Source organism: Helicobacter didelphidarum (assembly GCF_003364195.1).
Lineage (GTDB): Bacteria > Campylobacterota > Campylobacteria > Campylobacterales > Helicobacteraceae > Helicobacter_A > Helicobacter_A didelphidarum.
Genome location: NZ_NXLQ01000010.1, coordinates 1 through 24,337, shown reverse-complemented (window position 1 = coordinate 24,337; position 24,337 = coordinate 1). Strand labels below are relative to the sequence as shown.

Sequence of the window (24,337 nt, the reverse complement as noted above, 5' to 3'; positions counted from 1 at the left end):
CTTAAGAAATGAGAATGAATTATTTTTTTCTTAATTCATCTCTTACAAGAATGAAAATGAAATCTTTCATTTTTGTGCTATCATAACCAACAAAAAAATCTTTATCAATACTTTCTATTGCCTTTCTTATTTCATCATCAAGAGATAAACTATGTAAATTGCTAAAACTTTTATCAAGATATTTTCTTTTGTCATAAAAATTACCATATTTTATCTCTAATAATCGCAATATTCTTATCACTAAATCAATTGTTGGCATAGTTTAATTGCCTTTCAACATTTTCGATGTATTTTACATCTCTTTTTTCTAAAGATTTCGTAATATCATGAAGAGGTATCACATTATTGCAATTCTCTTTGTAATGTTTTTTATAAGATTCCTCATTATGTGTTAAACTCACAAGGTAACTAGAAGTATATTTTCCATAATCTTTCCAACACATTCTTATAATTGCTTTTTGTTCTTCTGAAAACATATCAGTATCAAAATCTTTCAGCACTGAATACAATAAAATATTGTTGCTATCATGTTCTAAAGTATGATAGACATTCGTTACAACAGGACCAAGTTTCCATGCATGTATTTTATCATCAAATAAAGGTGTTTTGAGATAATACATAGAGTAAGCTTGTGCGTAGTATAAAAGCTTTTGCATTTTTAACTTTGTTATGAGTTCATCATTTTCCTCTGCTAGAAATAAAAAATACCTAGCTACTTCATATGCTCTCATTGTTTTTCTTTCCTTTAGAATCTTTTCTACTTTTTTTAACATTTTCTTTCTCAAAAGTCAGCTTAATATCAGCAACTTTTGCTAAAGCTTTTAGGGCATTGATAAAATCTTTTGATTCATTCTCTATTTTTACATATATCATACTCCACCTCACTTGATAAAAAACCTATAAAAAACTCTTTACTTCGCATTATAAAAATATTTAGTAAATAAGATATATATTTTTCAAAGCTAGTTTTTTAGCAGGATAACCCTTTTGTATATACAAAATCAAAGCAAAATATCGTTCTACACGAGATTTTAGCTGTTTTTTACAGAAGTAAAAAAGAAAGTGAGAAATATCTATAAAAATTCAGTAAAATGCTGATGAAATTCTAAAGGAATATATGTATCATTTTTCTATAAGAAATAAAGCATTCTTTTATTGCTCTTTTTTCACACTATTTTTGTTTAATTTAAGAGTAAAATGACTGCATTTTTTATAAAAATAAAGCTGTAAATACAATACGCTCTTATTTACATTAGAAATGAGAGAAAAAATAATGAGATTGTATGGATAAATTTCACTCATAAATTACTCCTAAAATCAATTCTATAAGATATTACTTTTTAGAAATATTTTCTTTCATTTTTTGCTAGAAATTTTCAATAAATTTCCAAGAAATATTTGTATTTTTTATAAAAATATTTTTGTATTTTCTTTCTAAGTTTTTAGCAACTCTTTTTATAAGAAAAAATTTGTATCTTTTTGAGAAAATACATCGATATTTTACAAAGATATTTTTTATTTTTTATGAGTATTTCTTTCTTCTCGTTGATAAAGAGTTTTTCTTCTTTAAATGAGTAAATCCTCTCCTACTTTTTCCATATCATTTCAAGTAAATATTATTCATTGAATACCTACTCATTTATTTTGTATTTTACTTGTAAAATTTTCTTTTGAGAAACTCTGAAAATCTCATCATGCAAACAAGAAAAAGGAAAACATGACAAATAATCTTTTCTGCATTCACAAGTAACATAAATTTCTCACAAGAAATTAAAAGTTTTACTCTCTTTTTTCTCGTTTTTCTTAATGAATATATATGTTTCGTCATTATCTTTTCTATTTCTATAAATAAAAAATATATTCTTTTGAATAAAATTACTAAGAAATTGAAAAAGAAGCAGAAGAAATTTCTCAAAAATAATAAAAAAATCTCTAAAAAAGTGGAATTTTTTATACCGATTTTTATACTACATACTCATTTTTTTCTAACCCCATTGCAGTCGTGCTTATAGAACCTCAAAAGTAAATGAAAAAAGCATTTCAAAGAGAATTGTTAGAATGACTACAATTCCTTCTAAAAATAATATTCCTTCACTAGCGAACTTTCCTGTAAATTCATAATATAAAAATCGGTATAGAGTGTAAAAAATCGGTATTGCTTTTTTGATGAAAAATATTTACTATTCATGAAATTTTTTAGATTCTGTTTTCTCAAGAGAATGCAAAGAAAGTAAAAGAATAAAAAAGAAAGCAATATAATGAAATATTGAGTAAAAAGATATTTCTTTTTTCAAGAGAAATACTTCTTGATGAGACAATAGTTTTCTTTTTCAAATTCTCATAAAGATTCTAAAAAATACAACAACAATTCAATCCCAAAGGAATACAATGACAAAGAGATTTAAAAAGCTTTCTGTATTACAAATAATGTTTGTATGTTTTTTAGCATTGCAATGCTTTGCATTTGCTGATTTTAGTAATCTAGGTAATCAAGTGCAAAGAGAATTAAAAAGCACAGCTGCAACTGTGATGAGTGTCTTAAATACTGTGATTGCAAGTGTGGGGATTATTTATGTCATTATCGTAGGTTTTATCTTTATTTTTAAGCCAGATACTTTTAAAGAAAATGCGAAAGTATTAATAGGAGCTTTAGTAGCACTAGGAGCATTATATGGAATCACACATATGGGCATGAGTGCATTTTTATAAAAGATTCTTAAAAGAAGACATGTAAAGAATGAAAATAATGCAGAAAAAAGCAAAGTAAAATGATCAATGATACAAAAGAAATTCTAGAAATTACAAATGCAATTGTATTTTTAGAATCAAAAGTAAAGGAGAATGAAAAAGAGTTCAAAGAATACAAAAGATTCTCAAAAGAAAAAGGAAAAATATGATAAGCGTAGAAAATAGAAAAGAGATTACAAAGAAAGATAAAGTAAGAGGTTTAAGCAGAAATGCTTGGATGCTTTTACTCTTATTTGGAGTAACTACATTTATATTCTTTTTTCTCTATGGAATCTTGATGACATTAGCACTCATGATTCTCTTAGCAATCCTAGAGTATTTTGATGATGATATATATGATATTGTTTCTATCAATTTGCAATATTCTTTTAGACAAAATTATTATGCCTAAGAATAAGTAAAAAGGAAATAATACATGAGTACTCTTTTTAAGAATCTTTTTTCAAAAAATAAACTTCATACCAAAGGAAAAACTTATGAAAAAACTATTGCAAATATTACAAAAAATATTATAGAAAATCCACATTCTACAAGCAATACTATGAATACTCAAAATGAGAGACTTTATTCCTTAGAAGAGAGTGCAGAAGGAATTACAGAATCTACACAAGAAACTAGCATACATTCTATTTCCTTGCAAGAGAATTTGTTACAAGAAAATACAGATTCTCTACAAGTAATTTTCAATAATGAAACAAGGAAGGATTCTGCATACAAACAAGATTTTCTTTCTTTGCAAAATGAGAATGTAAAAGAGCATGAAATATCACAAGAAATATGCTTAGAATCTCAAGAATTACAAGATGATTACAAACAAGATTCTTATACACAAGAAAATCAATCATATGCTATTCAAAAAGAAACAAATGAATATGCGAGTAATACAGAATCTATAACGAACTTTATAGATTCTTATACCATAGATTCTATCAATGAAACAAAAGAATTAAACAATGTAGAATCGCACTTACAAGAAACAGATTCTGCTTCCTTGCAAAATGACAATAATTTACAAGAAAATCAAACTCATTTGCAAGAAAATGAGAATATAGTAAATGATACTCTACTGAGTAATTCTAAGAGCTTACAAGAGTTAGAATCTCATTTACCAGAACAAGACTTTCACATACAAGTAATACATTCTACTTACAATCAATCTCTCACTCATACAAGCGAAATAGATTCTCTTACAAGTGATACAGAGAACACACAAGCAACTTTAAGTAATGAAACAAGTAATTCTGCCTACAAACAAGATTATGTTTCCTTGCAACATAAGAATGCAAAATCGCATACAGATTCCCTGCATTCTCATCAATCTAAAAAGCCTAGCAAAATAGCCAAATCATTCTCTCAAACGAAGAAATTCTTTTTACAAAAACTTAATCTCACAACAGAATTTTTAGAATCTCTCTTTGTGAAAGAACCATTAGTCTATTCACTTGCTTATGAAAACAATATTGCTTGTAAGCTCAATGAAACAATGCTTGTGCTAAAAGATGGGAATCTCTGTTGTGGGATAAAGATAGAGGGTGTAAGTTATGCTGGTGCTACTATGAATAAAGAAATAGAACTTGCAAAGAGCAGAAATCAATTTTGGAATAGACTGACAGATGATATAGAACTCAATATTTTTTGTAAAAAAGAATTAATGGATTTAAATCTCTTAGATGAAAAAGTCAAGAATCTTTATGCAGAAAGAATAATAAAAAAATGGGAGAGTGGCACAAAGGCTTATAAGATTACTTATACTCTTATATTTTCCACAAAAAAGAAAAGAATAACTGGCTATTTTGAATCTAAAAAGAGAAAGATGACACAAGAGCAAGAAGAAAACAAAGAGAATCTTTCCTTTGAGCATAAAGAAGCCAAACTTAAAGAGATTTTACAACTTGCCATGCAAGATTTCAGTGATTTTACTCCTCATATATTCAAAAGTGATGAGATTCTCAATTTCTATGCAACTTATTGCAATATGCAAAACACAAATCTAAGTTATAGCAATAATTTACTTACAGATTCTTATATCACAAGTGATATAGAATTTAAAAAAGATTATATGATTTTTTATACAAATTTGAGTGAAAAGCATGTTCAAAAGAATATAAATGAAGAAATGCAAAGAGAAAATAGAAAAGATATTTCAAAAGATGATTATAGAAAAAAAGTCTATGCAAGATTTATCAGTATTAAAGCATATGAGGGAGAATCTCTTTCTACAATAATCCCTACAAGTATCTTAAGAGAATCAAGTGATTATTATTGCATGATTCATTGTGAGGCTATAAACAGGGAACAAGCAATAAAGAAAGTAAAAAGAGTAAAGACATTTGCAGTAGATTTAATAAAAAATCAGTTAGAAGAGCTTACACAGCTTTTACAGAGTGAAAGAGAGAATATTCTGAAAATCTCTTTCTCTGTATTGATTGTTTCATATAAAAATATACAAGACTTAAATGAAAAAACAGATTCCATGAAATCCTTACTTGAGAAACAAAATCTCTCCATAGTCAAAGAAACACTCAATCAAAAGCCTTTATTCTTTTCATTCTTTCCAAGTAGAGGCAATTTAAATGCAAGAATGCGATACCAAAGTGGTGCAGCATTATCAACTTTATGTATATTTGAGAATGATATTTTAGGAAATAACGCAAATAGATGGGGAAAAAGACCAATTACTACATTTCAACATTTGAGTGGTTCTCCCTTTCTCTTTAATTTTCATGATAATGATACAAGTTCAGCAGTAGGACATACACTTGTCATAGGAGGCACAGGATTTGGAAAGACTACTCTTATGCAATTTTTAATGCTGAACTTATTAAAGTATGACATTAATATCTTTGCAATGGATAAATTGCGTGGTATGCACAATTTTACAGAATATATAGGTGGTGAATATCATGATTTAGGATATGAGAAATTCAAATTAAATCCTTTTAGCTTAGAAGATACAAGTGAAAATAATGAATTTCTCAAACAATGGTTAGAAGATGTCATGAATATCACACAAGGAAAAGAAGCAAGTGAAGCAGAAATAGAAGGAAGCAAGATGATACAATCTACTATCCAATCTCTAAGAGCTTCATATAAAGATTTAGACAAACAAATCACCTTAACAGATTTTTATCAATCTATTCCTCTAGCAAATGAAAAAATCAATCTCAAAGGTAGAATTGAACCTTATTTGAAAAGCTTATTTGATAATAGTGAGGATGCATTAAACTTTAACAAACAGTTATCCATTCTCAATATGGATTCTATACTCAATAATCAGAACTTAGCAGGTTTATCTGCAATGTATTTATTCCATAAGATTAAAAACATCTCTAAGAATGCAGATAAAGGCTTTTTTATATGGATAGATGAGCTAAGAGATTATCTAGGCGTAGAATCTATGCGAACAAAGATTATAGAAGCAATCGTAGAGATTCGAAAAATAAATGGTGTGATTGCTATGGGTATCCAAAACCTTGACTTTTTAGAGAATGTGGCAAACGCTAATACTTTCATTGATAATATGTCAAATTTTGTCATATTATCAACAAATGATGAAACGACACTTGAAAAACTCAGAGAGAGAATAGGACTAAGTGAATCTGAAATCAATTTCTTAAAGACGACTAAAAAGAGTGCAAGACAAATACTTTTTAAACAAAAGGAAGTAGGAAGCTCTATTTTAGATATAAATCTAAGAAAACTAGGGAATTATTTGCGTATCTTTAGCTCAAGTGCAAGTGATGTCAAACAACTTAATGATTTAAAAATGCAGTATCCAAAAGAATGGAGGGAGATGTATCTACAAGATAGAAAACCAAAAGAAAATACACCCATTCAATGTTTTCAAGAGCAAGAAGCAATCAAAACAGAATTAAAACAAGAAAGGATACAAAAAGAACGATTAGAAAGAGTAGAAAAAGAATTACAAGAACAAAGAAAGCAAGAAGGAGAAGAAAGAGAAAAGAATCACAAAAAGAGAGTAATGTTGCAAGAAAGTATCTATGAGAATATGGAAACAGAAACATTACCTGAAGTATTAGCTCATGATGCAATTGAAACAAGTACTTTAGGAGATATTTTTAGACAAGAAGGAGAAGCACAAGAAATACCATACAACACACATGCAAGTAATGATGTCTTATTGCAAGAAATTCATAATCTCAAAGCACAAATAAGCCAATTACAACATGTGCAAAGCACACAAGCCACAATGCACTCTAGCACATCTTATGCAATGCAATCTCATCTTCAAGATTCGCAAATACAACAAGTAGAGAACGAAACACAAGCAACTCTTGATCTTGAAAATGTAGATTCCAAAGAAAGCGAGTATATACAATCAAGTAGCACTATCTTTTTTCATGAAGCCAGAGAAAAAGATATGGAATCTGAATTGGATTTAAAAAACTTACATATTCAAAACTCTGAAGTGAGAGAAAAAGATTTCCTCACTCACAATGAAATACAAATTGCACAACAACTCCATGATACAAGAGCAATAGATTGTGAACATATAGATATAGAATCTTTGCAAAAAGCACAAGAAATACAATCAAGTGAAATAAGCATTCAAAACTATAATGCAGATGGCAGAATAGAATCAAGCATAGATAATATAGATATAAAAGATTCTGAACTAAGAAATGAATCTGTATGGAATCTTGATACATTCAATGATGAAACAGATATGCAAGCACAAGATACTTTTACACACAATGAGGAAAGCAGTAATGCTGATGTATGGGAAGAGAGTGATAGAGAATTTCAAGAAGATATGCAAGGGAGTGGAGATTCTTCTGGCGATTTTGATACTTCAAATGCAACTTTGAACAATCAAGAGTGCGAGGACACACAAAAAGAACAATCTCATGAAATAAATCAAGACAATATACAAGATTCAAATAATAAAGTAATAGACAATAGGGAAATCACAGAATCTACCCCGCAAGATTCTCACTATGAGGCAAATACTTTAGATACAAATCTAGGAGAAACACAAAGAGATAACACACAAGAAACACTAGAAAACATAGACACACAATCTCATCGAGTAGGAGAAAAAAGATATGAATAAAAAATCTATTGATAAAGGAGCAATTATGCAAAGAATATCTCTCAAAAAAGTATTCATAAAACAAGTAGGCTATCTTTTGATATGTTTTGTCTGTATAAGTTTATCTTTAGCATTGTTTATAGGTTGCACAAATGCAAAAATGAAACCACCCAAGAAAAGTCCTTGTGCATGTTATGACATTCTTATGGATATGGAGCAATACAATGTTTGAAGATAAAGAATTAAAAACAGATCCTAATTATATCTTTAGGATAGAGAGAAATATAAAATCCTATATGTTTTTATGGATTCTCACACTCAGTCTCATCATAGTGTTCTTGGTAATAGGATATTTTATCTTACTTCCACTCAAACAAAAAGAGCCTTATTTAGTGTTTTTCTCAAATGCAGATACAAACTTTGTTCGTGTAGAACAAGCAAATTATAATATAAGGGCAGATGAGGCATTACTCAAAAGTATTATTGCTACCTATCTTCTCAATAGAGAAACAATCAATCGCATAGATGATATAGAAAGATATGAGAAAGTGCGTCAGCAAAGCTCAAAAGAAGTATGGGGAATATTTGAAAAAATAGTCAAACAAGATGGTTCTATATATAGCTCTAAAGATGTGTATAGAAATATAAAAATCATTAATCTTTCTATTTTATCAAATAATGTTGCAAATATTGACTTTGTATCAACTACAAGAGCTGGAATTTCCAATAAATCCCTTATGAAACGATATAGGGCAACGATAGGATATGACTTTGTCAATCAAGAACTAAGCTTTGAATCTGTGCCTGAAAATCCAAGTGGATTTCTTGTGAAAGGCTATGCCTTAACAGAGATTTTTGAAGAGAAATAAATACAAGGAGAAACTATGGCAGATAATAATTTTTCATTCGCAATAAAGAGTGCAGATGAGAACACTCACACAAATAGTGCAACACAATATACTCAAAATGCACATACAAATACTATGAAGACACATGCAAACATGATTCATGCAAAGAGCAATACTATGACTCTCAAGCCTCATAACGCAAATGACAGCAATGTTACCAACAATACTACCAATGAAAAGAGTGTAGAGAAGGATATGGCAAGAAAGAGCGAGATGAAGGAGGATTCTAAAAATAAATCTAAAAATCCTCCAGAGGCTATAAGCAAAGAAGAAAGACAAAGAATAAAAGAAAGAGGTATGAAAATAAAACCTACGACACTCATACAAGATGCAGAAAACATAGGAAAAAAAATAGAGATACTAGAAAAAGAGAAAGAAAATAAAATGAAACAATATGATAATAAGTTGAATATTCTTTATATGCAATATCGTGATATACAAGATAAATGTGCAGAAATAGGATTATTAAAAGATTAAGAGGCTTACAAAGCCTAGTAAAAGGATTTTTTACAATAATCTTTCTACTAGGCTTTCTGCCTAAATATTTTTTAAAGGAATACAAATGCTAGTAAGTAATGAAGAACTCAGTAAAATGAGTCCGAGTGAAAGAGAGTGCTATGAAGCATATAAGGAAATGCAAGAATTACCAGATGGCTCTGTAATACTAGAAAATGTTGATATGAATAATCCAGAACATAGAGCAATCATAGAAGCACTTGAGTTAGAAGATGAATTTGAACAAGCAGCAATATAAAGGAGAAAGTATGCCAATAGATAAAACCACAGGTGAAATAAAAAAATGGGAGAATAGCAACAATAAAGAACGACTGCAAAATATTCATAGTAATCATAAATATGAGGTTGCAATCACTTGCAAACAAAAAAAGCAGTTTTGGCAACAAAAGAGAAGTAAGGCAGAAATTGATAAAGCAATTCCTTATAATGGAGTAACAGGGAAGCCTTATACAAAGGGAGTATCTTTAGTTATTCAATGTCATGCAATTAATAATGGATTTGAGAAAAATCCTGTGTATTTAACACTCAATCAGGCAATGGCAGTGAGTCCAAATGCGGAAGTTAAAAAAGCGGTAGATAGAAATGGAAAGCCCATTATAAGTGAATTAAGCAATAAAGAACAGAGAGTGCGAGGTATCAAAGTAAGTTATATGGCACATCCAAAAATTCCAAAGAAAAATGATAAAGGTGAAATTATTACAAATCCTCATACACAAAAGCCAATAATGATTGAGGATTTAACAAGACCAAAAATGCTTGAAACAATCACTCTCTATCATGCAAGTCAATTTGAGAATTTGGATATGAATATGTTGAGAGGTAAGGACTTAAGTAGCTTAGAGCAAGAGAGAGAATTTTTTAGAAATTCCTTTAAAGAACCTTCCACACAATATATTGAATCTTTAGGATTAAATCCAAATACCCAAAGAGAAATGAAAGCGTATCTCATGGCACAAAGCAAAGGAAGAGATTTTGCACCTGTCATTGATTATAACAAAAATACATCACAAGAAGTCTCACAAGAGAATACAAAAGAGCAAACAAAAGTAAAGCAACCAAAACAAAAAGAAGTCTCAAGAGTCATGTAGGAGCATAAAGATTCTATAAATGTAATCTCTCTGAAGGGTTGAAAGACTCTAAACTCTTCAAAAAAAGAGGGATTATGCTTTATACTAAAATATTTTTTAAATCTATCTTGTGGATTTTAGAAATATTTTAAAGTATTATAAATATTTTTTCATTCTTTAAAAATGTTTAAAATATTCTAAAACTATAATGTCTATGAAAATATTACAAAGGAGAAAACATGGATAACCAAGCATTAGATATTACATTAGAAGATGTGTTTGATATGATTGATGATGATTCCTATCATGAATATAATACATTCAATGAACCTCTTGAAGATGAAAATATACACAATACACAAGCAATATTGCACCAAGCAGAAACACAAAAAGAATTACAAAGAACTAAAGAAGCTTCTGATACATATAGTATTTTAAATGAAAGAGAATATGGGGAAGATAGAGAAATTATTGAGAATGCCATAGTGCATGAAAATGATATTACAAATGCAGTCATTGAAGAGTTAGACAAAGACAATGTAAAACCTCGTCAATCTTTAGAATCTCAAATTATCACACAAGAAGCAAAAGAGCGAGATTCTTTCGTATTAGATTCAAATGAGTTAGCAGAATTAGAGCAACAACATACACAATCATTAAAAATGCAAGAACTTGAAAAAGAAAAAATGGAGCAACGAGCAAAAGAAGTAATGGAGCAAATCAATGCACAATCCAAAGAATATACAGAGCAAAAAACAATACAAGCAACAAAAGAGACAATGCAAAATATCAATACTCAAGAATTAGGTTCTACTCTTTCTTTACAACAAGAAGCAAAAGAGGGAAGTAAAGAAGTTTCACAAGAAAATTATAAAGAAACTCCTCAAGAATTTCTCAAAGAAAGCAACAATGAATCTTTGCAAAAGAAAGAATCTCACAAAGAGATTGCATTTCAATGCAATAAAGAAGTAAATCAAGAACAAGAAAAGATACAACAAGTGCAAGAAATGTTAGCAAACACACCAACACAAAAAGAATATTTAGAAGAGCAAGATGATAAAGCATTAGATAGTAAAGAGTTTTTAGAACATAATTACCCATTGATGAATGACTTTATCAATACATCCAATCAACTTGATTGTATGCAAGAAGAGTTACAAAAAGCAAAAGAGCAAGAAGATGCAAAGAACTTTGATGAAGATAGTTATAAAAGAAGAGAAAAAGCAATTGATGATGCAAGTGAAGAATTAGAGAAGGCACTAGATAATCTCACAAAGATAAGGAGTTTTGCTGATTTTATTCGGGCATTATATATACTTGATGCAGCATTATTTGAAATGAAACAAGCCTCTAAGCTCCCACAAGAAAATCCTCTTATTAAAGAAATGAGTGAAAAAATGAAAAAAGGTGAACCTATGACAAAGGAATCTGCCCTGAAAGCATTAAAGGCTATAAGTGCATCTAAGAATAAAATAGAGAATTATCTCAAAAGAAGACAACAAGAAAAAGAAATTGCAAAATCCCTTAAGAGTGATATTACAAAATACACAATGACACAGAATAACTCTACAAAAAAGCAATTACATCACAATATCCAAAAGAATTTTAATGTAAGTCTAAATTATGACACATTTGAAGTGCGTTATCCTAAACTCGTAAATGAAAGCAAGGAGCTTTTGCAAACTCACCAAAAAGAGTTTGCAAAAGAATCCCGCAAAGCTAGAAGTAGATAAAGACCAATAAGAAAAAAGGAGAAATCATGCAAGATTCAATCATTATTATAGAATCACCAAATAAATGTGAAAAGATTGCAAGTTATACAGGAGCAAAAGTATATGCCACAAAAGGACATTTTAAAGAATTAGATACTGATTTTATTCATTGGGAAACTTATAACCCTAAATTTGTATATAAAAAAGAATCAAAGAAACATATAGATTTTTTACTTTCTCAATGCAAAAACAGAGATGTATATATTGCAACAGACCCAGATAGAGAAGGATATGCAATAGGCTATATGTTCTATGAGATTATTAAGAACATTGCAAAAAGTATTAAAAGAGTAGAATTTCATGAAATTACAAAAGAAGGCATACAAAAAGGCTTACAATCAAGCAAAGACTTTGCTACTACAAATACAAATCTCTATGAAGCAGCCAAAGCCAGAATTGTGGGAGATAAGCTTGTAGGCTTTTTAATGAGTCCAAAAATAGGTGCGAAGTTTGGGACATTTAAAAATAATAGTGTAGGCAGAGTGCAAACTCCAGCCCTTGCATTGATTGTAAAAAGAGAGCTTGAAATTCTTGCGTATGAAAAACAACTAAAAGAGGAACGATTAAGCTATAAAGTGATAGCAAAAATAGAGTTAGATTCTAAAGAATACACATTGCATAATGAGAATATCTTCCAAACAAGGCAAGAAGCACAGAGTTTTTTAGATTCTCTTGTGAATATAAAAGAAGCATTTGTGCAACATATTCAATCAAAGGAAGTGAAAAAAGCACCCCCAAAACCATTTCAAGCAACAACACTCATCAAAGAAGCAAATAAACGATACAAATTTCATTCAAACACAACAATGCAACTCGCACAAAAGCTTTTTGAAAAAGGTTTAATTACCTATCATAGAACAGATAGTGAGTCTCTTGCTACAAGTTTTTTAGATGAAATACAAAAAGCCTATGCACAAGAATCTTGGTATCAAAAAAGAATTTATACCGCAGGAAAACACTCTCAAGCAGAAGCACATGAAGCAATCAGAATCACACATCTCACAAAAGATACAAATAATCTTGAAGATGATGAAGTCAAATTGCTCAATCTTATCTATGAAAATACAATCTATTCACAAAGCAAAGATTCTGTGTATTTACAGAATACCTATCAATATAATATCTTAGGGAGGATTTTTAGTCTTTCTGTGAGTATCCCACAATATAAAAGCATCTTTGAAACTACTAAGAGTGCAGAAAACGAGGAGAATGAGAATGCAGGGCTTGAAATAGAGAAGATTCCAAATCTTACCAAAGAGAGTAAAGTCATTATTAAAGGCTATGAGATAAAAGAAGTACAAAAAGCAAAACCAAAGCGATATAAAGAATCTGATTTTATTCCACTCTTACAAAAAGAAGGTATAGGCAGACCTAGCACTTATGCTACATTTGTTTCTACTCTCTTAAAAAGAAAATATATAGAAATTATGCAAGAGAATAAAAATGAATACCTCAAAGCTACACAAAAGGGTTTGCAAGTCATTGATTTTTTACAAAAAGACAATGATACATGGATTACAACAAGTGAATTTACAAAATGTATGGAGCAAGTGCTTGATAAAATCACAGAATGTAAGGCAACTTATTTAGATTTCATAAAGCCACTCCATGCAAAAATGAATAATAGTGTCCCACAAAAACTAGAGAAAAAGCCACCAACACAAGCACAAATCGCATTTGCACAAAATCTTGCAAAGGCAAATCATATTGAGTTACCACAAAATATCAAAGAATCTATGAAAGAATGTTGCAACTTTATAGAAAAATACAATAAACCAAGCGAAAAGCAAATCAATTTTGCAAAAAATATTGCTGATACCCTCAATATCAATCTTCCAAAAGACATAGCAACAAATAACAAGATTTGTATGGAATTTATAGCGACACATAAAGACAAATATTTTACAAAAAGACCAAAGAAATAAACAACCTAAAAGGAGCAAATATGAACAATACAATGCAAATCTTACACAATTCTCAAACATCTTCTCTTGTAGAATCTCCCGTTGCAATTCTTTCACAATCTTCTTCTAAGGAGTTAAAAATGTCAAAAAAAATTACTCAATTCCTCTTCCTTATAGGTTTCATAGTATTCTTGTATTTCTTGCAATTTCAATCTATGCAAGGGGCAGTATGGACAAAAGATGACCAAATAGAACTCGAAAAAAGAGTGCAAGCAAATCAAGGACAAATGTTAGAACTTACAAAAGAACTCACAAAAGCTCAAAATGAAGCACAATTAGAATTAGAAAAAGCAAAAGCAAAAATTAAAAGAGAGGCAGAATCTCCACTGATGAACTCTACGCAAAAAGATTTTACTTCAAGTCTTGTTGTTTCTAAAAAGCCTCATGCAGGTAGCACAAACAAAGGAAAAGGAAATGCAACTATCAAAAGAACTACAAATACACAAGTTATGCCAAGCTATACTTTGAAAAATGAGAAAGGAGAGAATTTAACACCTGATGAAATACAATTACTCATGAATGCATATAAAACTCAAAATCTTAAATCAATTCAACAAAATTTCTTTGAGTATGATTATGAACCCACCCAAAATACTATGAATGTATTAGAGAAAAAAGATAGCACAATACGCATTCGCACAAGATATGCAATGACTACAACTATTCTTATGGAATCTCCTATTGAATATTATGTTCTAGGTGATAGTGTAGGATTTGAAGTAACAGAACTACCAAATAATCCTATGGCACTCACTATAAGACCTAATCTTGTGGGAATTGATACAAATCTTACAATCTTTACAAGAGATAAAAGACTTTATAGTTTTTATATTTTCTCAACAGATTATAAATCCAAAAAAGCTCCTCAATTAGTAGTCAATGTAAAGATTCCATATACAAAAGAAGAAATACAGAAAATGGCAGAAGAAAGAGCAATAGCTGACAAACTAGATAGAGAGACCTACTTAACTCTTGGAAGTGGTATCAATAAAATTAAGATTAAAAGAGATGATATAGATACAAGATATATCCAAAAGGCTAAGAAAAAGAATAAATTTTTAATGGCAGAAGAAGTCTTTAGTGATAAACAATTTACCTACTTTAAATATGACAAAGAAAAAATGCCAGAAATGCCAGCAGTATGGGTAGTAGTAGATAAAAAAGATAGCCCAATTACTTCAAGAATTATAGAGAATTATTTGGTAGCTGAAACAACGGCAGATAAATTTAGCATACGAATTGGAGATTCATATGTGTGTATTAGCAGAAAGAAATAAAGTAACTCCGTTGAGAATATCAAAGAAATATGATTGCTATGTGCTTGAAGTCTTTAAGAAAATAATCTTATCAACCAATACAACAAAGAAGGAAAAATATGAAAAGATATAAGAAAATACTTTGTATTTCATGTATATTCTCTCTCTTATTATTACATACATCTTTTGGAGAATCTCCTTTGCAAGAGCAAACAAATAATGAAGCACAGAAGCACAGAGATTTACAATCAAATAAGAATATAAAAAATGTTTATATATCAAATCAGTCTTCTCAAAAGCTAGAAAATACTTTTCCTAATGATTTTATACAAACCATAGAAGCACCTAAAGAAAATACTCCTCCAACCAACACCAACACAAAGCAAAACTCTCATGCTAATAAAGAAAACCTTGATTATCTCTTAGAAGATTCTACTACAAAATATCCTGTGAGTGATTATATATGGCAGAAAGAAAGACCAAAACAAGATGTCAAGAATTATTTTAATAGCACCAAGCATAATAAGCCTGATACAAGCACAATGAAAATTGTAGGATATGATTCCTATGGAAATCCAATCTACCAAGATTCATATGGGAATCTCTATGATTCTAAAGGTTCTAAAATCAATAAAACACTCAAGCAATTCATGCAAGAAGAAAAAGAAAGATTGCAGAAAGAAAGACTAAAACTAGAACATGAAAGAAAAAAACAAGAGCAAGAAAGATTAAGAAAGGAAAGATTACAAAAAGAACAACAAGAAAAAGCAAATGCAAATAAAGTAATTTCTACACAATCAAGTAAAAATGCTCAATCCAAAGGCACTCCCAAAAAGAATACAAATACAAAAGCAAATTCTTTTTCTCAAGGAAATAAAAATGGAACACAAAGAGAATTAAGCCCAGAAGAAAGAGAAGCACTCTTTCAAACAAGCCAAAGAAAAAGAAATCCCTTACTTGATGAATATGGCATAAGTGAAGAAGAGTTTCATCTCTACTACAATATCAACGAAGATGAATATTACTACCTTATGAATGAAACAGGACAAGATTCCTATAATTCAAATACTAAGAAGCACTCCGCAAATTTCTTTCGAGATAGTATTTTAGGACAAAGAAGCACAATACAAACAAAAGATGCAGATGATACAAAGTTTGGAGATTCTCACTTTTCTAATCAAGAAAATATCGATGAAGCTACAAATGAACATAAACTCTATAGGACAATACTTGCAGGCAAACTTATTCCAGCTATATTACTTACACCTATAAGTAGTGAAATAGAGGGATTAGTTCAAGCACAAATAGAACAAGATATTTATGCGAATATGGGGAGAGCAGTGCTAATCCCTCGTGGAAGTAAAGTCTTAGGATTCTATAAAAACGACAATGATGTAGGACAAAGTAGATTACAAATCACTTGGAGAGAGATTATTACTCCACAAGGAGTAAATATTCTTTTAACAAATGCAGTAGCAAATGATTCTGAAGGATATGCAGGAGCAAAAGGACATTTAAATAATAAGTATTGGGAAAAATATGGCATGGGAATTACTCTGCAAACGCTAGCAAATGCACTTACTTTCTCTATATCTAATCTTACACAACAACCAAATGCAGGCATAACTTCTCAATATTATGCAGGACAAATCCTTTCACAAAGCCAAAATGATATAAATTCTGTTCTCAAGCAAATCATAGCAAAACAATCTCAAATAAAACCTGTAATAACAATCAAGGCAGGAAGTAGAATCTATATTACACCAACAGCACATATATGGTTTCCTATTCCTAAGAATAATGAAACAATGGCAAAATATTATGAGGAGGAAGAATGAAAAAGAATATACAACAAGTAAGAAAGCTTGTAAGGAAAGTAAAAATGCTCAAAAGAATTTTACATAGAGTCAAAAGGATACAAAAATGAAACAAAAAAGAAAAACAGATACTTTCATCTTTAGAATAAACTCACAAGATTTAGACAGACTTGAGAAAGATTCTAAAAGTCTCAATCTTACAAAAAGTCAATTATTGCGTTTATATATTCGCAATAAAGAATTATCAAATACACTTGCCTTATTGAGTAAGAATATAGAATTTAATAATGCAATGCTTTTACAAATATCTCGTATTGCAGGAAATATCAATCAAATAGCTTATAAGCTCAATGCAAATGAGGCGAGTAGTAGTGAATCTTTGCTTTCTTTTAAAAAAGAAGCGGATTCCACAAGAAAGATATTTGATAGTCTTGGTGAGTATTTTAAAAAGAATAATAAGAAATTTGAAAGGCTTTATTTATAGAAGGTTTTTAAGCAAAGGAAAGCAAAGAATATTAAGAAAAAAGAATGTAACAATGTTTTTAAGTATAAGAAAGTATAAAAAAGAGTTTAGAAATACTTTAAAACATTTATAATTATTAAAAATGTTTCAATAAATTTTAATATCCTAACAACACAACAAGAAAAACCCAAAGGAATCACTCAATGCAAAATACGAAAAGAACACCGCTCCAACAACTCTTAAGAGGCACAATAATTCTTATAGTCTCATGTTTTGCAAGTATTCTTATATACTTTGGGACATCTGCATGGATATTTGAAATAAATATATTTGATATGTATGCTTTACTCAATCATGCTTCCTTAGTTTTTACAAACATAGGAGCACCTTATTTAAAATTAAAAGCATATTACCCTATTGCATATGCCCTCACACCTTTTATTTGTTGTATTATCTATTGGCTTCTCTCTCATGAGAATCTAAAAAATAACTATGGAAATGCAAGATTTGCAAAGGAAAAAGACTTTCAAGAGATGGGATTAAATTTAGAATCCAAAGGAGTGCAACTTGCATGTATTCTAAAAGGAAAGAAAAGAATCCCTATTGCAACACAAAAGCCCCTCGCAATATTAATAGTAGCACCAGCAGGAACAGGAAAAACTGCAAGTGTTGCCCTGCCTAATCTTTTTGCATTACCGAATTCATGCTTTGTATTAGATATTAAAGGAGAGCTTTTAGAAAAAAGTGCGGGATATAGACAAAAGCATTTTAACAATGAAATCCTTGTATTCTCACCTTTAAGTAAAGATTTAAATACAATGTATTTTAATCCATTTGATAGAAGCATTATCAAAGACTTTGACTTTGTAGAAATGATGCAATTAGCAGACCAAGTAGCAGGAACAATATTTGTAGGTGAAAAAGGAAAAGAAAATGACCATTGGGTTGTATCTGCAAAAACACTCTTTACATTCTTTGCACTCTATAATATGCAAAAGTTTGGGAATGCAACATTAGGAGAACTCTCACAAGCTCCTAAAAAAGATTATTATGATGAGTTAATAGGAGAATTTAAAGAAAAATGTAGTAGAGAAAGAGAAATTTATATTCAAAAACAAGGCAATAATCAAGAAAGAGAGATAAGTGAGGAGGAATATACTCATAGTGAATTTCAAGAGGATATAGAGAAAAAGACAATCAAAGAAAAAGACCCAGATTCTGATGTTTGGAAAGAATGGCTTACACAAGTAAGTGAAGATAAAACACTTGATGATTTTATTAGAAATCAAGCAAGGGCTTATAAAGTTGCAGCAGAAACAGAATTTGCAAGTATCAAATCAACCTATGATACTTATATGAAAGTCTTTGCAAATCCTAGAGTCGCACAAGCTACTTCTACAATGAGCTTTGATTATGAAGATTTACGAGAATCTAAAATCACACTCTATGTAGTCGTGCAAACACAAGATATGGATATATTAGCTCCACTTGTAAGAATCTTAGTAGAAAGCATGTTTAAAAAGCTTATGCTCAATGAAAATTCTAATCCTAATAAATTTATCTATTTTATCTTAGATGAGTTTATTCGATTTGGAAAAATGAGCTTTTTACTTGAAGCACCAGCTTTATGTAGAAGCTATGGATTAATTCCAATCTATATTACACAAAGCTATGAGCAAATCAAAAAATATTATGGTGATGATGATTTAAAGATATTAAGGGCAAATGCTGCATTCCAAGTCGTCTTTAGAATGAATAGCTTTGATGATGCAAAAACACTTAGTGATATGGTAGGAGATTATACAAGAAAGAAACTCTCAATTTCTAAAGATTCTCTAGCAGTCCTTAAGAAAAACAACTCTATCAGTGAAGAAGGCTATAAGCTTATTACACCTCAAGACATTCTCTCTAGCCCCGATGGACAAGTATTTGTTCTTGTAGGAGGATTCCTAAATAGACCTATTCAAACACAAGCAAATCTTTGGTTTAAGAATAAAGCACTCAATGGAGCAGATAAGATTCCCTATGATAAAGAGAATACACATTTGAAACCTACACATAAGAGAGAATATAATACAAATACCAAAGAAAGAGAATCTCATTGTAATGAGAATACAGAATCTAGCACAAACTCTCAACAAGATGATACAAACACTCTTGCAGAATTAAGCAGTGATACACAATCTAGTCAATCTCATAACGATACGAAAAGTAATGCAGATTGTAAAGACAATAGTCAATCTCAAACATATAATCCATTCAAATATAGAGATTCTACATAGACAATCTCAAATAATTCTAAAGATTCTCTTACACAATCAAAGAACACAGATGAGTAAGTTCATTGTTAAAAGAGTTATAAATGGTTAAAAGTATTTCTAAAGAATAAAACATCAATCACAAAAGGAGAAAGCATGGTAAGCATGGTATTGCAACATAAATTAGAAATCCTAGAGAAATATCTTACACTAGAAGCAAATGAACTCATATTTACAAAGTCGGGTGAATTTTATGTAGATTATGGAGATAGATTTGAGCTTATAGAAGATAAGCAATTAGATTATGAGTTTTTAAATGATTTTTTAGTGCAATTAGCAACAAGGAGAAATCAAAGATTTAATGAAAGCTATCCCAGTCTTTCTTGTGAATTACCAGAACCTTATTTACGATATAGAGTGCAAGCACAACATGAATCTGTATTATTTGGAAGTGATGTGTGTATTTGTATAAGGATTCCTAGTAAAACAAGATTTGATTTAGAATCTTTTATGTTGAGTGATACTCTTTTACAAGAGGGTTGGACACATAAAAGAATAAAAGATTTTATTCATGATAAAAAGAATGTCTTAGTGAGTGGAGGCACAGGCAGTGGCAAGACAAGCTTTTTAAATTCTTTAATGCAAGAAATACCAATCAATGATAGAGTTGTTACAATAGAAGATAGCCAAGAACTCTTTGTAGCAAATCCCAATAAAACACAATTAGCAGTGCCTAAAGATGAAAAGAGTATCTATACCTACACAACAGCTATTAATAATGCTATGAGACTAAGACCAGATAGATTATTCTTAGGTGAGATAGATATTAGAAATACTTTAACATTTTTACGAGTAAATAACACAGGACATAGTGGTAATCTCTCTACACTGCATGCAAATAATAGTGAAGATGCTATCAATGCAATTATTACAAATTCAATGTTTGGAGGCATGAATGATAGAGAAGCCCTCAAAGATTATATACGAAGTGCAATTGATTATATCGTGCAAATAGAAAGAATAGGAAAGCAAAGAAAAATAGTAGAAATACTCAATGTAAAAGAATATATACGACCTAGTAATCACTATAAAAGAGTGAAGAGCTTTCAGAATGATAGACATGAAACTTTAGATTCTACAAAGAAACAAATAGAGGGTTCGCATGAACCAATAGCACCATATAAAGAGTGCAGGAGAGAATCTCAACAAGATTCTACAAGAAGAGATTCTCAAGATTCTCTTACACAATCAAATAACACAGACTCTCACACGCTACAATCTAGCACAAAAGAATCTATTACAGAAGCTAGAATAGATCATTGGGTTTTCAGTCATTAAAGGAGCAATTATGAAAACAAAGCATATAAAAAGATATAAGAATATGATTCTCTCACTCACATTAAGCACAAGTATATGTATGAATACAACACAAGCAAATATGCCTGTATTTGATTTCTCTAATCTTTCTCAAAGTGTTATGTCATATTATCAACAAATACAAGACATTATGATGTATGAAAAAGAACTTGCTGCAATGGGTATTGATTTCTCTAAAATAAATAGTTTTATTCATCAAATGCAAGATGGTTGGGAACAATTACAAGACATGAAAGATAAATTAGAACATACAACAAATCTTGATAATGTATGGAATGCCCTTAAAAATGATTGCAATGAATTAAAAAAGAATCCACAATTTGCAGAGATGATACAACAAAAGGCAAATGCCATCAAAGGATATGTAGAAAGTCAGTTTGCAGAAACTCAAGCTTGTGCTGAATTATTAGGTGATAAGAAAGTTCAAGAACAATTAGAAGCAAAGAATCTCACAAAAGCACAACAATGCTTAATAGATAATGATAGAGACTGCTATGAAAAGACAATGAAAAAAGTCTATGAGAATAGAGAGAAAATAAAAGATAGCACTATGAAAAAACAATATGCAACAATTACAAAGATAACAAGTAATTATAGTGCGTATGATAATTCTAAGAGTGGTGAGAGAAAAAAGCTAGAAGAAGATAAAAAGAAACTTGAAGATGAAATGAAACAAATCTATGGTAAAGATGAGAAAACACAAAGAGAGATAGTACTCAAAGTGCAACAAATGATATTAGAAATCTTAATGAATCAATATGACTTAATGCAAAATACAAGTAATATGTTAGCAACTATGATACAACAATCAAAGCAAATCTATGATACAAAGATAGAGAAAAAAGAAGAGGATTATAAGCTTGAGAGTGAGTTTAATGAAAGCTTAAAGAAGTGCCAAGAAGTGCAAAAAGATAGTTTTGGATTTCCTAACTATAAAAGTGGAGGGAAGTATTGTGAATAGGATAAATAAGAAAGAATGGATAAATCAAATAAGTTATGTTGGAAGTGAAGTATGATAGAGCTAGTAGTAGATATAGTCGCAGGAGAAGAAATACGCATGGTGCTTGTGTTAATAGTTTTTATAGTATTTATAGCCAAGTGTGGTTTTATATGGAGACTTATTAAATTAATTTTAAAGATGTTTTAAAGGAGAAAGTATGGCACAAGAAATAGGATTATATCAACAAGTGAGTGCAAAAATAGGTGATGTAGCAGGAACTATGCAAAAAGGCTTATATGATATAGCAAGTGGATTCTTTACAAGTTGGTTAGGTATGTCTATCTTAACGATTACACTTTGTATCTTTATCTATACAAAGATAGGCAAAGAATGGAATAGAGAAGATTTCTATAAAATGGGTGTATGGCTTACAACTTATAGTATTATTTATGCTATTTTCTCAAGTTATAGTGCTTATACAGATGCTTTAAATATGTTAGTAACCCCATTAGAATGGGTATATGGTGTGATTGGTAGTAGTGGAGCAAGTATGAATATAGCAAGTGGAACAAGTTTTGTATTAGATAAAACAAATCTCTTGTTAGAATCAATGTTAGGTAAATTTGAATACAATCAAGCAAGCACCTACTTTTATGCTTTAATGGGATTATTACTATGGCTTGTTTTACTCTTATTTGTAATATTTTTAATTCTCTTTACAATCATCATCAAGTTTGCAGCATTATTGATATTATCATTTTGTCCTATTATGTTACCTTGTTTAGTGATACAACCTCTAAGGGGGTATTTCTGGAGCTGGTTTAAGCTCTATGTTTCAACAGCTATGCAAGCACCAATGGCAGGACTTATAGGAGGGGCTATTATGTTAGGGTTAAAGGCTTCTGTAAATGTAGATATTGGCGATAAATCTACAACAATGAGTGAAATAACCGTAATTTGTCTGACACCTATCATTATAACAATTTTAGGCATAGCACTACTTTCTAAGATTCCAGCATGGGCACAAGCAATAGTAGGAAGTGGGGATGGAGAACATAAGACAGGTATTGTAGGAGCAATATCAAGTGTAAGTAGTATGACAACACAAGGATTTAGTAGTTATCAACAAGCAAGGAATGGTATGAACTATAATACAGGAGGGAAAAATAGTATGCTAAGAAGTATGGGAGCAGGTTTAGCAGGAGCTATTCCAGGTGGAGCAGGATTATCACAAAGGATAGCAGGACAGACAGGATATGCAAAGGAAGCATATAAACAAAATCAAATGCAAAGTGTGCAAAGTGCAGATGGCAGAATGATAGCTACACCTACACCGCATATAGATAATAGTGGGAAGAATAAATAAGAGATATTATTATGTGAAGTTAATGTTTATAGACCAAAAAGAGAATTGTAAGATTTCCATTCTCCATTCTCTTTTTTATAAGAGAATTTATTGCTTAATTTTACCTCTTCGCCTTTTTTCTGATAATCAGTATCTATATTTGCGATATAAGTTATTTGGCATTCAGCACCATATTTATCTTTTTCATCTTTAAGTCCATTTTTTTGAATAGATATAATTTCGGTATTTGCTACTTTTTCATATAGATTCTCATTGGTAAGCATCGTTTTCTTACTAAGAACATACTCATCAGCATATTTTTTACAATCCTCCAAAGCTAAAGCCTTTATAGTATCTTCATCACTCCCACAAGCAATAAAGAAAAGAGAGCTAAAGCTTATACCACATACGAGAGCTATATTTTTAATTTTTATCATATTACACCTTTTAGATAATTTAATACTCTTATTCTATAATATTCAAGATTCTTATGTTAAGAGATTGAATATTTAGAAAGAGAGTTATTGTATGAAGTGTAAGTATAAAAAGACTTTTTGGGTTTTGGTAAATAAAAAAAGAATTTTATGTATATATACATACTTTTTCTCTATTTTTTCTATATTTATATAATTTTTGCGTATTTTTTCTATATTTATATTTTTTTGTGTTATAATACTGAAGCTTAAAGAAAGTTTAAAAAATGCCACAGAATACTTCAAAACTCCCTTACACCTTAGAGTTTATAGAATATGGAATCTTCAATATATTCAAGAATCTTATAATCAAGCCAAGATTCTCTTTGTTTTTAAGTGTAATTAAATGGATTGCCATACCGACTCTATTAGCTCACAAT

The 24,337-nt window shown here is 30.0% G+C and carries 23 protein-coding genes; 18 read left to right on the top strand and 5 right to left on the bottom strand.

Annotation, left to right across the window (positions count from 1 at the left end; all coding sequences use genetic code 11):
• Positions 1–19: 19 nt before the first annotated feature.
• The 4 genes from CQA53_RS05670 to CQA53_RS12300 form a co-directional block, all read right to left on the bottom strand.
• Positions 20–259 carry a hypothetical protein gene (locus tag CQA53_RS05670; protein ID WP_115543057.1) on the bottom strand — a complete coding sequence of 80 codons (240 nt, stop codon included), beginning with the start codon at positions 257–259 and terminating at the stop codon, positions 20–22.
• Positions 246–731 (bottom strand): Panacea domain-containing protein, encoded by a 486-nt coding sequence (locus tag CQA53_RS05665; protein ID WP_181882372.1) that lies wholly within the window; start codon positions 729–731, stop codon positions 246–248. Before CQA53_RS05665 ends, CQA53_RS05670 begins: the two co-directional genes overlap by 14 nt.
• Positions 718–873, bottom strand: coding sequence for a hypothetical protein (locus tag CQA53_RS12305; RefSeq protein WP_181882371.1), 156 nt, complete (start codon positions 871–873; stop codon positions 718–720). The genes CQA53_RS05665 and CQA53_RS12305 overlap by 14 nt, the downstream gene beginning before the upstream one ends.
• Positions 874–1,152: 279 nt before the next feature.
• Positions 1,153–1,302 (bottom strand): hypothetical protein, encoded by a 150-nt coding sequence (locus CQA53_RS12300; protein WP_181882370.1) that lies wholly within the window; start codon positions 1,300–1,302, stop codon positions 1,153–1,155.
• A 1,086-nt stretch (positions 1,303–2,388) separates the two neighbouring features.
• Here CQA53_RS12300 and CQA53_RS05660 point away from each other — a divergent pair.
• From CQA53_RS05660 to CQA53_RS05580, 18 genes are all read left to right on the top strand, one after another.
• Positions 2,389–2,709 carry a TrbC/VirB2 family protein gene (locus CQA53_RS05660; RefSeq protein ID WP_220272076.1) on the top strand — a complete coding sequence of 107 codons (321 nt, stop codon included), beginning with the start codon at positions 2,389–2,391 and terminating at the stop codon, positions 2,707–2,709.
• A 59-nt stretch (positions 2,710–2,768) separates the two neighbouring features.
• Complete coding sequence (locus CQA53_RS13515) at positions 2,769–2,897, top strand: hypothetical protein (RefSeq protein ID WP_281271168.1); 129 nt, start codon at positions 2,769–2,771, stop codon at positions 2,895–2,897.
• Positions 2,894–3,139 (top strand): hypothetical protein, encoded by a 246-nt coding sequence (locus tag CQA53_RS05655; RefSeq protein ID WP_115543054.1) that lies wholly within the window; start codon positions 2,894–2,896, stop codon positions 3,137–3,139. Before CQA53_RS13515 ends, CQA53_RS05655 begins: the two co-directional genes overlap by 4 nt.
• 24 nt (positions 3,140–3,163) lie before the next feature.
• Positions 3,164–7,822, top strand: a complete 4,659-nt coding sequence (locus CQA53_RS05650) for a VirB4 family type IV secretion/conjugal transfer ATPase (RefSeq protein WP_115543053.1) — start codon at positions 3,164–3,166, stop codon at positions 7,820–7,822.
• Between the two features lie 25 nt (positions 7,823–7,847).
• A complete protein-coding gene (locus tag CQA53_RS05645) occupies positions 7,848–8,033 on the top strand; it encodes a hypothetical protein (RefSeq protein WP_115543095.1) in 186 nt (61 codons plus the stop codon).
• Positions 8,026–8,670 (top strand): VirB8/TrbF family protein, encoded by a 645-nt coding sequence (locus CQA53_RS05640; RefSeq protein WP_115543052.1) that lies wholly within the window; start codon positions 8,026–8,028, stop codon positions 8,668–8,670. Before CQA53_RS05645 ends, CQA53_RS05640 begins: the two co-directional genes overlap by 8 nt.
• A gap of 15 nt (positions 8,671–8,685) precedes the next feature.
• Complete coding sequence (locus tag CQA53_RS05635) at positions 8,686–9,186, top strand: hypothetical protein (RefSeq protein ID WP_115543051.1); 501 nt, start codon at positions 8,686–8,688, stop codon at positions 9,184–9,186.
• 85 nt (positions 9,187–9,271) lie between these two features.
• Positions 9,272–9,463 carry a hypothetical protein gene (locus CQA53_RS05630; protein ID WP_115543050.1) on the top strand — a complete coding sequence of 64 codons (192 nt, stop codon included), beginning with the start codon at positions 9,272–9,274 and terminating at the stop codon, positions 9,461–9,463.
• 10 nt (positions 9,464–9,473) lie between these two features.
• Entirely contained in the window at positions 9,474–10,313 is an 840-nt protein-coding gene (locus CQA53_RS05625; RefSeq protein ID WP_115543049.1) for an ArdC-like ssDNA-binding domain-containing protein, read from the top strand.
• Positions 10,314–10,531: 218 nt separating this feature from the next.
• Positions 10,532–12,025 carry a coiled-coil domain-containing protein gene (locus tag CQA53_RS05620; protein WP_115543048.1) on the top strand — a complete coding sequence of 498 codons (1,494 nt, stop codon included), beginning with the start codon at positions 10,532–10,534 and terminating at the stop codon, positions 12,023–12,025.
• 26 nt (positions 12,026–12,051) lie between these two features.
• Entirely contained in the window at positions 12,052–13,989 is a 1,938-nt protein-coding gene (locus CQA53_RS05615) for a type IA DNA topoisomerase (protein ID WP_115543047.1), read from the top strand.
• 20 nt (positions 13,990–14,009) lie between these two features.
• Positions 14,010–15,305 (top strand): TrbG/VirB9 family P-type conjugative transfer protein, encoded by a 1,296-nt coding sequence (locus CQA53_RS05610; protein WP_115543046.1) that lies wholly within the window; start codon positions 14,010–14,012, stop codon positions 15,303–15,305.
• Between the two features lie 98 nt (positions 15,306–15,403).
• The gene (locus CQA53_RS05605) at positions 15,404–17,122 is read left to right on the top strand and encodes a DNA type IV secretion system protein ComB10 (protein WP_245945713.1); all 1,719 of its coding nucleotides are present in this window, start codon (positions 15,404–15,406) and stop codon (positions 17,120–17,122) included.
• An 85-nt stretch (positions 17,123–17,207) separates the two neighbouring features.
• A complete protein-coding gene (locus CQA53_RS05600; protein WP_115543045.1) occupies positions 17,208–17,585 on the top strand; it encodes a plasmid mobilization relaxosome protein MobC in 378 nt (125 codons plus the stop codon).
• 182 nt (positions 17,586–17,767) lie between these two features.
• Entirely contained in the window at positions 17,768–19,846 is a 2,079-nt protein-coding gene (locus tag CQA53_RS05595) for a type IV secretory system conjugative DNA transfer family protein (RefSeq protein ID WP_115543044.1), read from the top strand.
• Between the two features lie 132 nt (positions 19,847–19,978).
• Complete coding sequence (locus CQA53_RS05590; protein WP_115543043.1) at positions 19,979–21,160, top strand: ATPase, T2SS/T4P/T4SS family; 1,182 nt, start codon at positions 19,979–19,981, stop codon at positions 21,158–21,160.
• 10 nt (positions 21,161–21,170) lie between these two features.
• Positions 21,171–22,160 (top strand): hypothetical protein, encoded by a 990-nt coding sequence (locus tag CQA53_RS05585; protein WP_115543042.1) that lies wholly within the window; start codon positions 21,171–21,173, stop codon positions 22,158–22,160.
• Positions 22,161–22,356: 196 nt separating this feature from the next.
• Complete coding sequence (locus CQA53_RS05580; protein ID WP_115543041.1) at positions 22,357–23,505, top strand: type IV secretion system protein; 1,149 nt, start codon at positions 22,357–22,359, stop codon at positions 23,503–23,505.
• A 26-nt stretch (positions 23,506–23,531) separates the two neighbouring features.
• On the opposite strand, the gene CQA53_RS05575 is transcribed toward CQA53_RS05580, so the two are convergent.
• Positions 23,532–23,921: a hypothetical protein gene (locus CQA53_RS05575; protein ID WP_115543040.1), complete on the bottom strand. Its 390-nt coding sequence runs from the start codon at positions 23,919–23,921 to the stop codon at positions 23,532–23,534.
• Positions 23,922–24,337 lie beyond the last annotated feature (416 nt).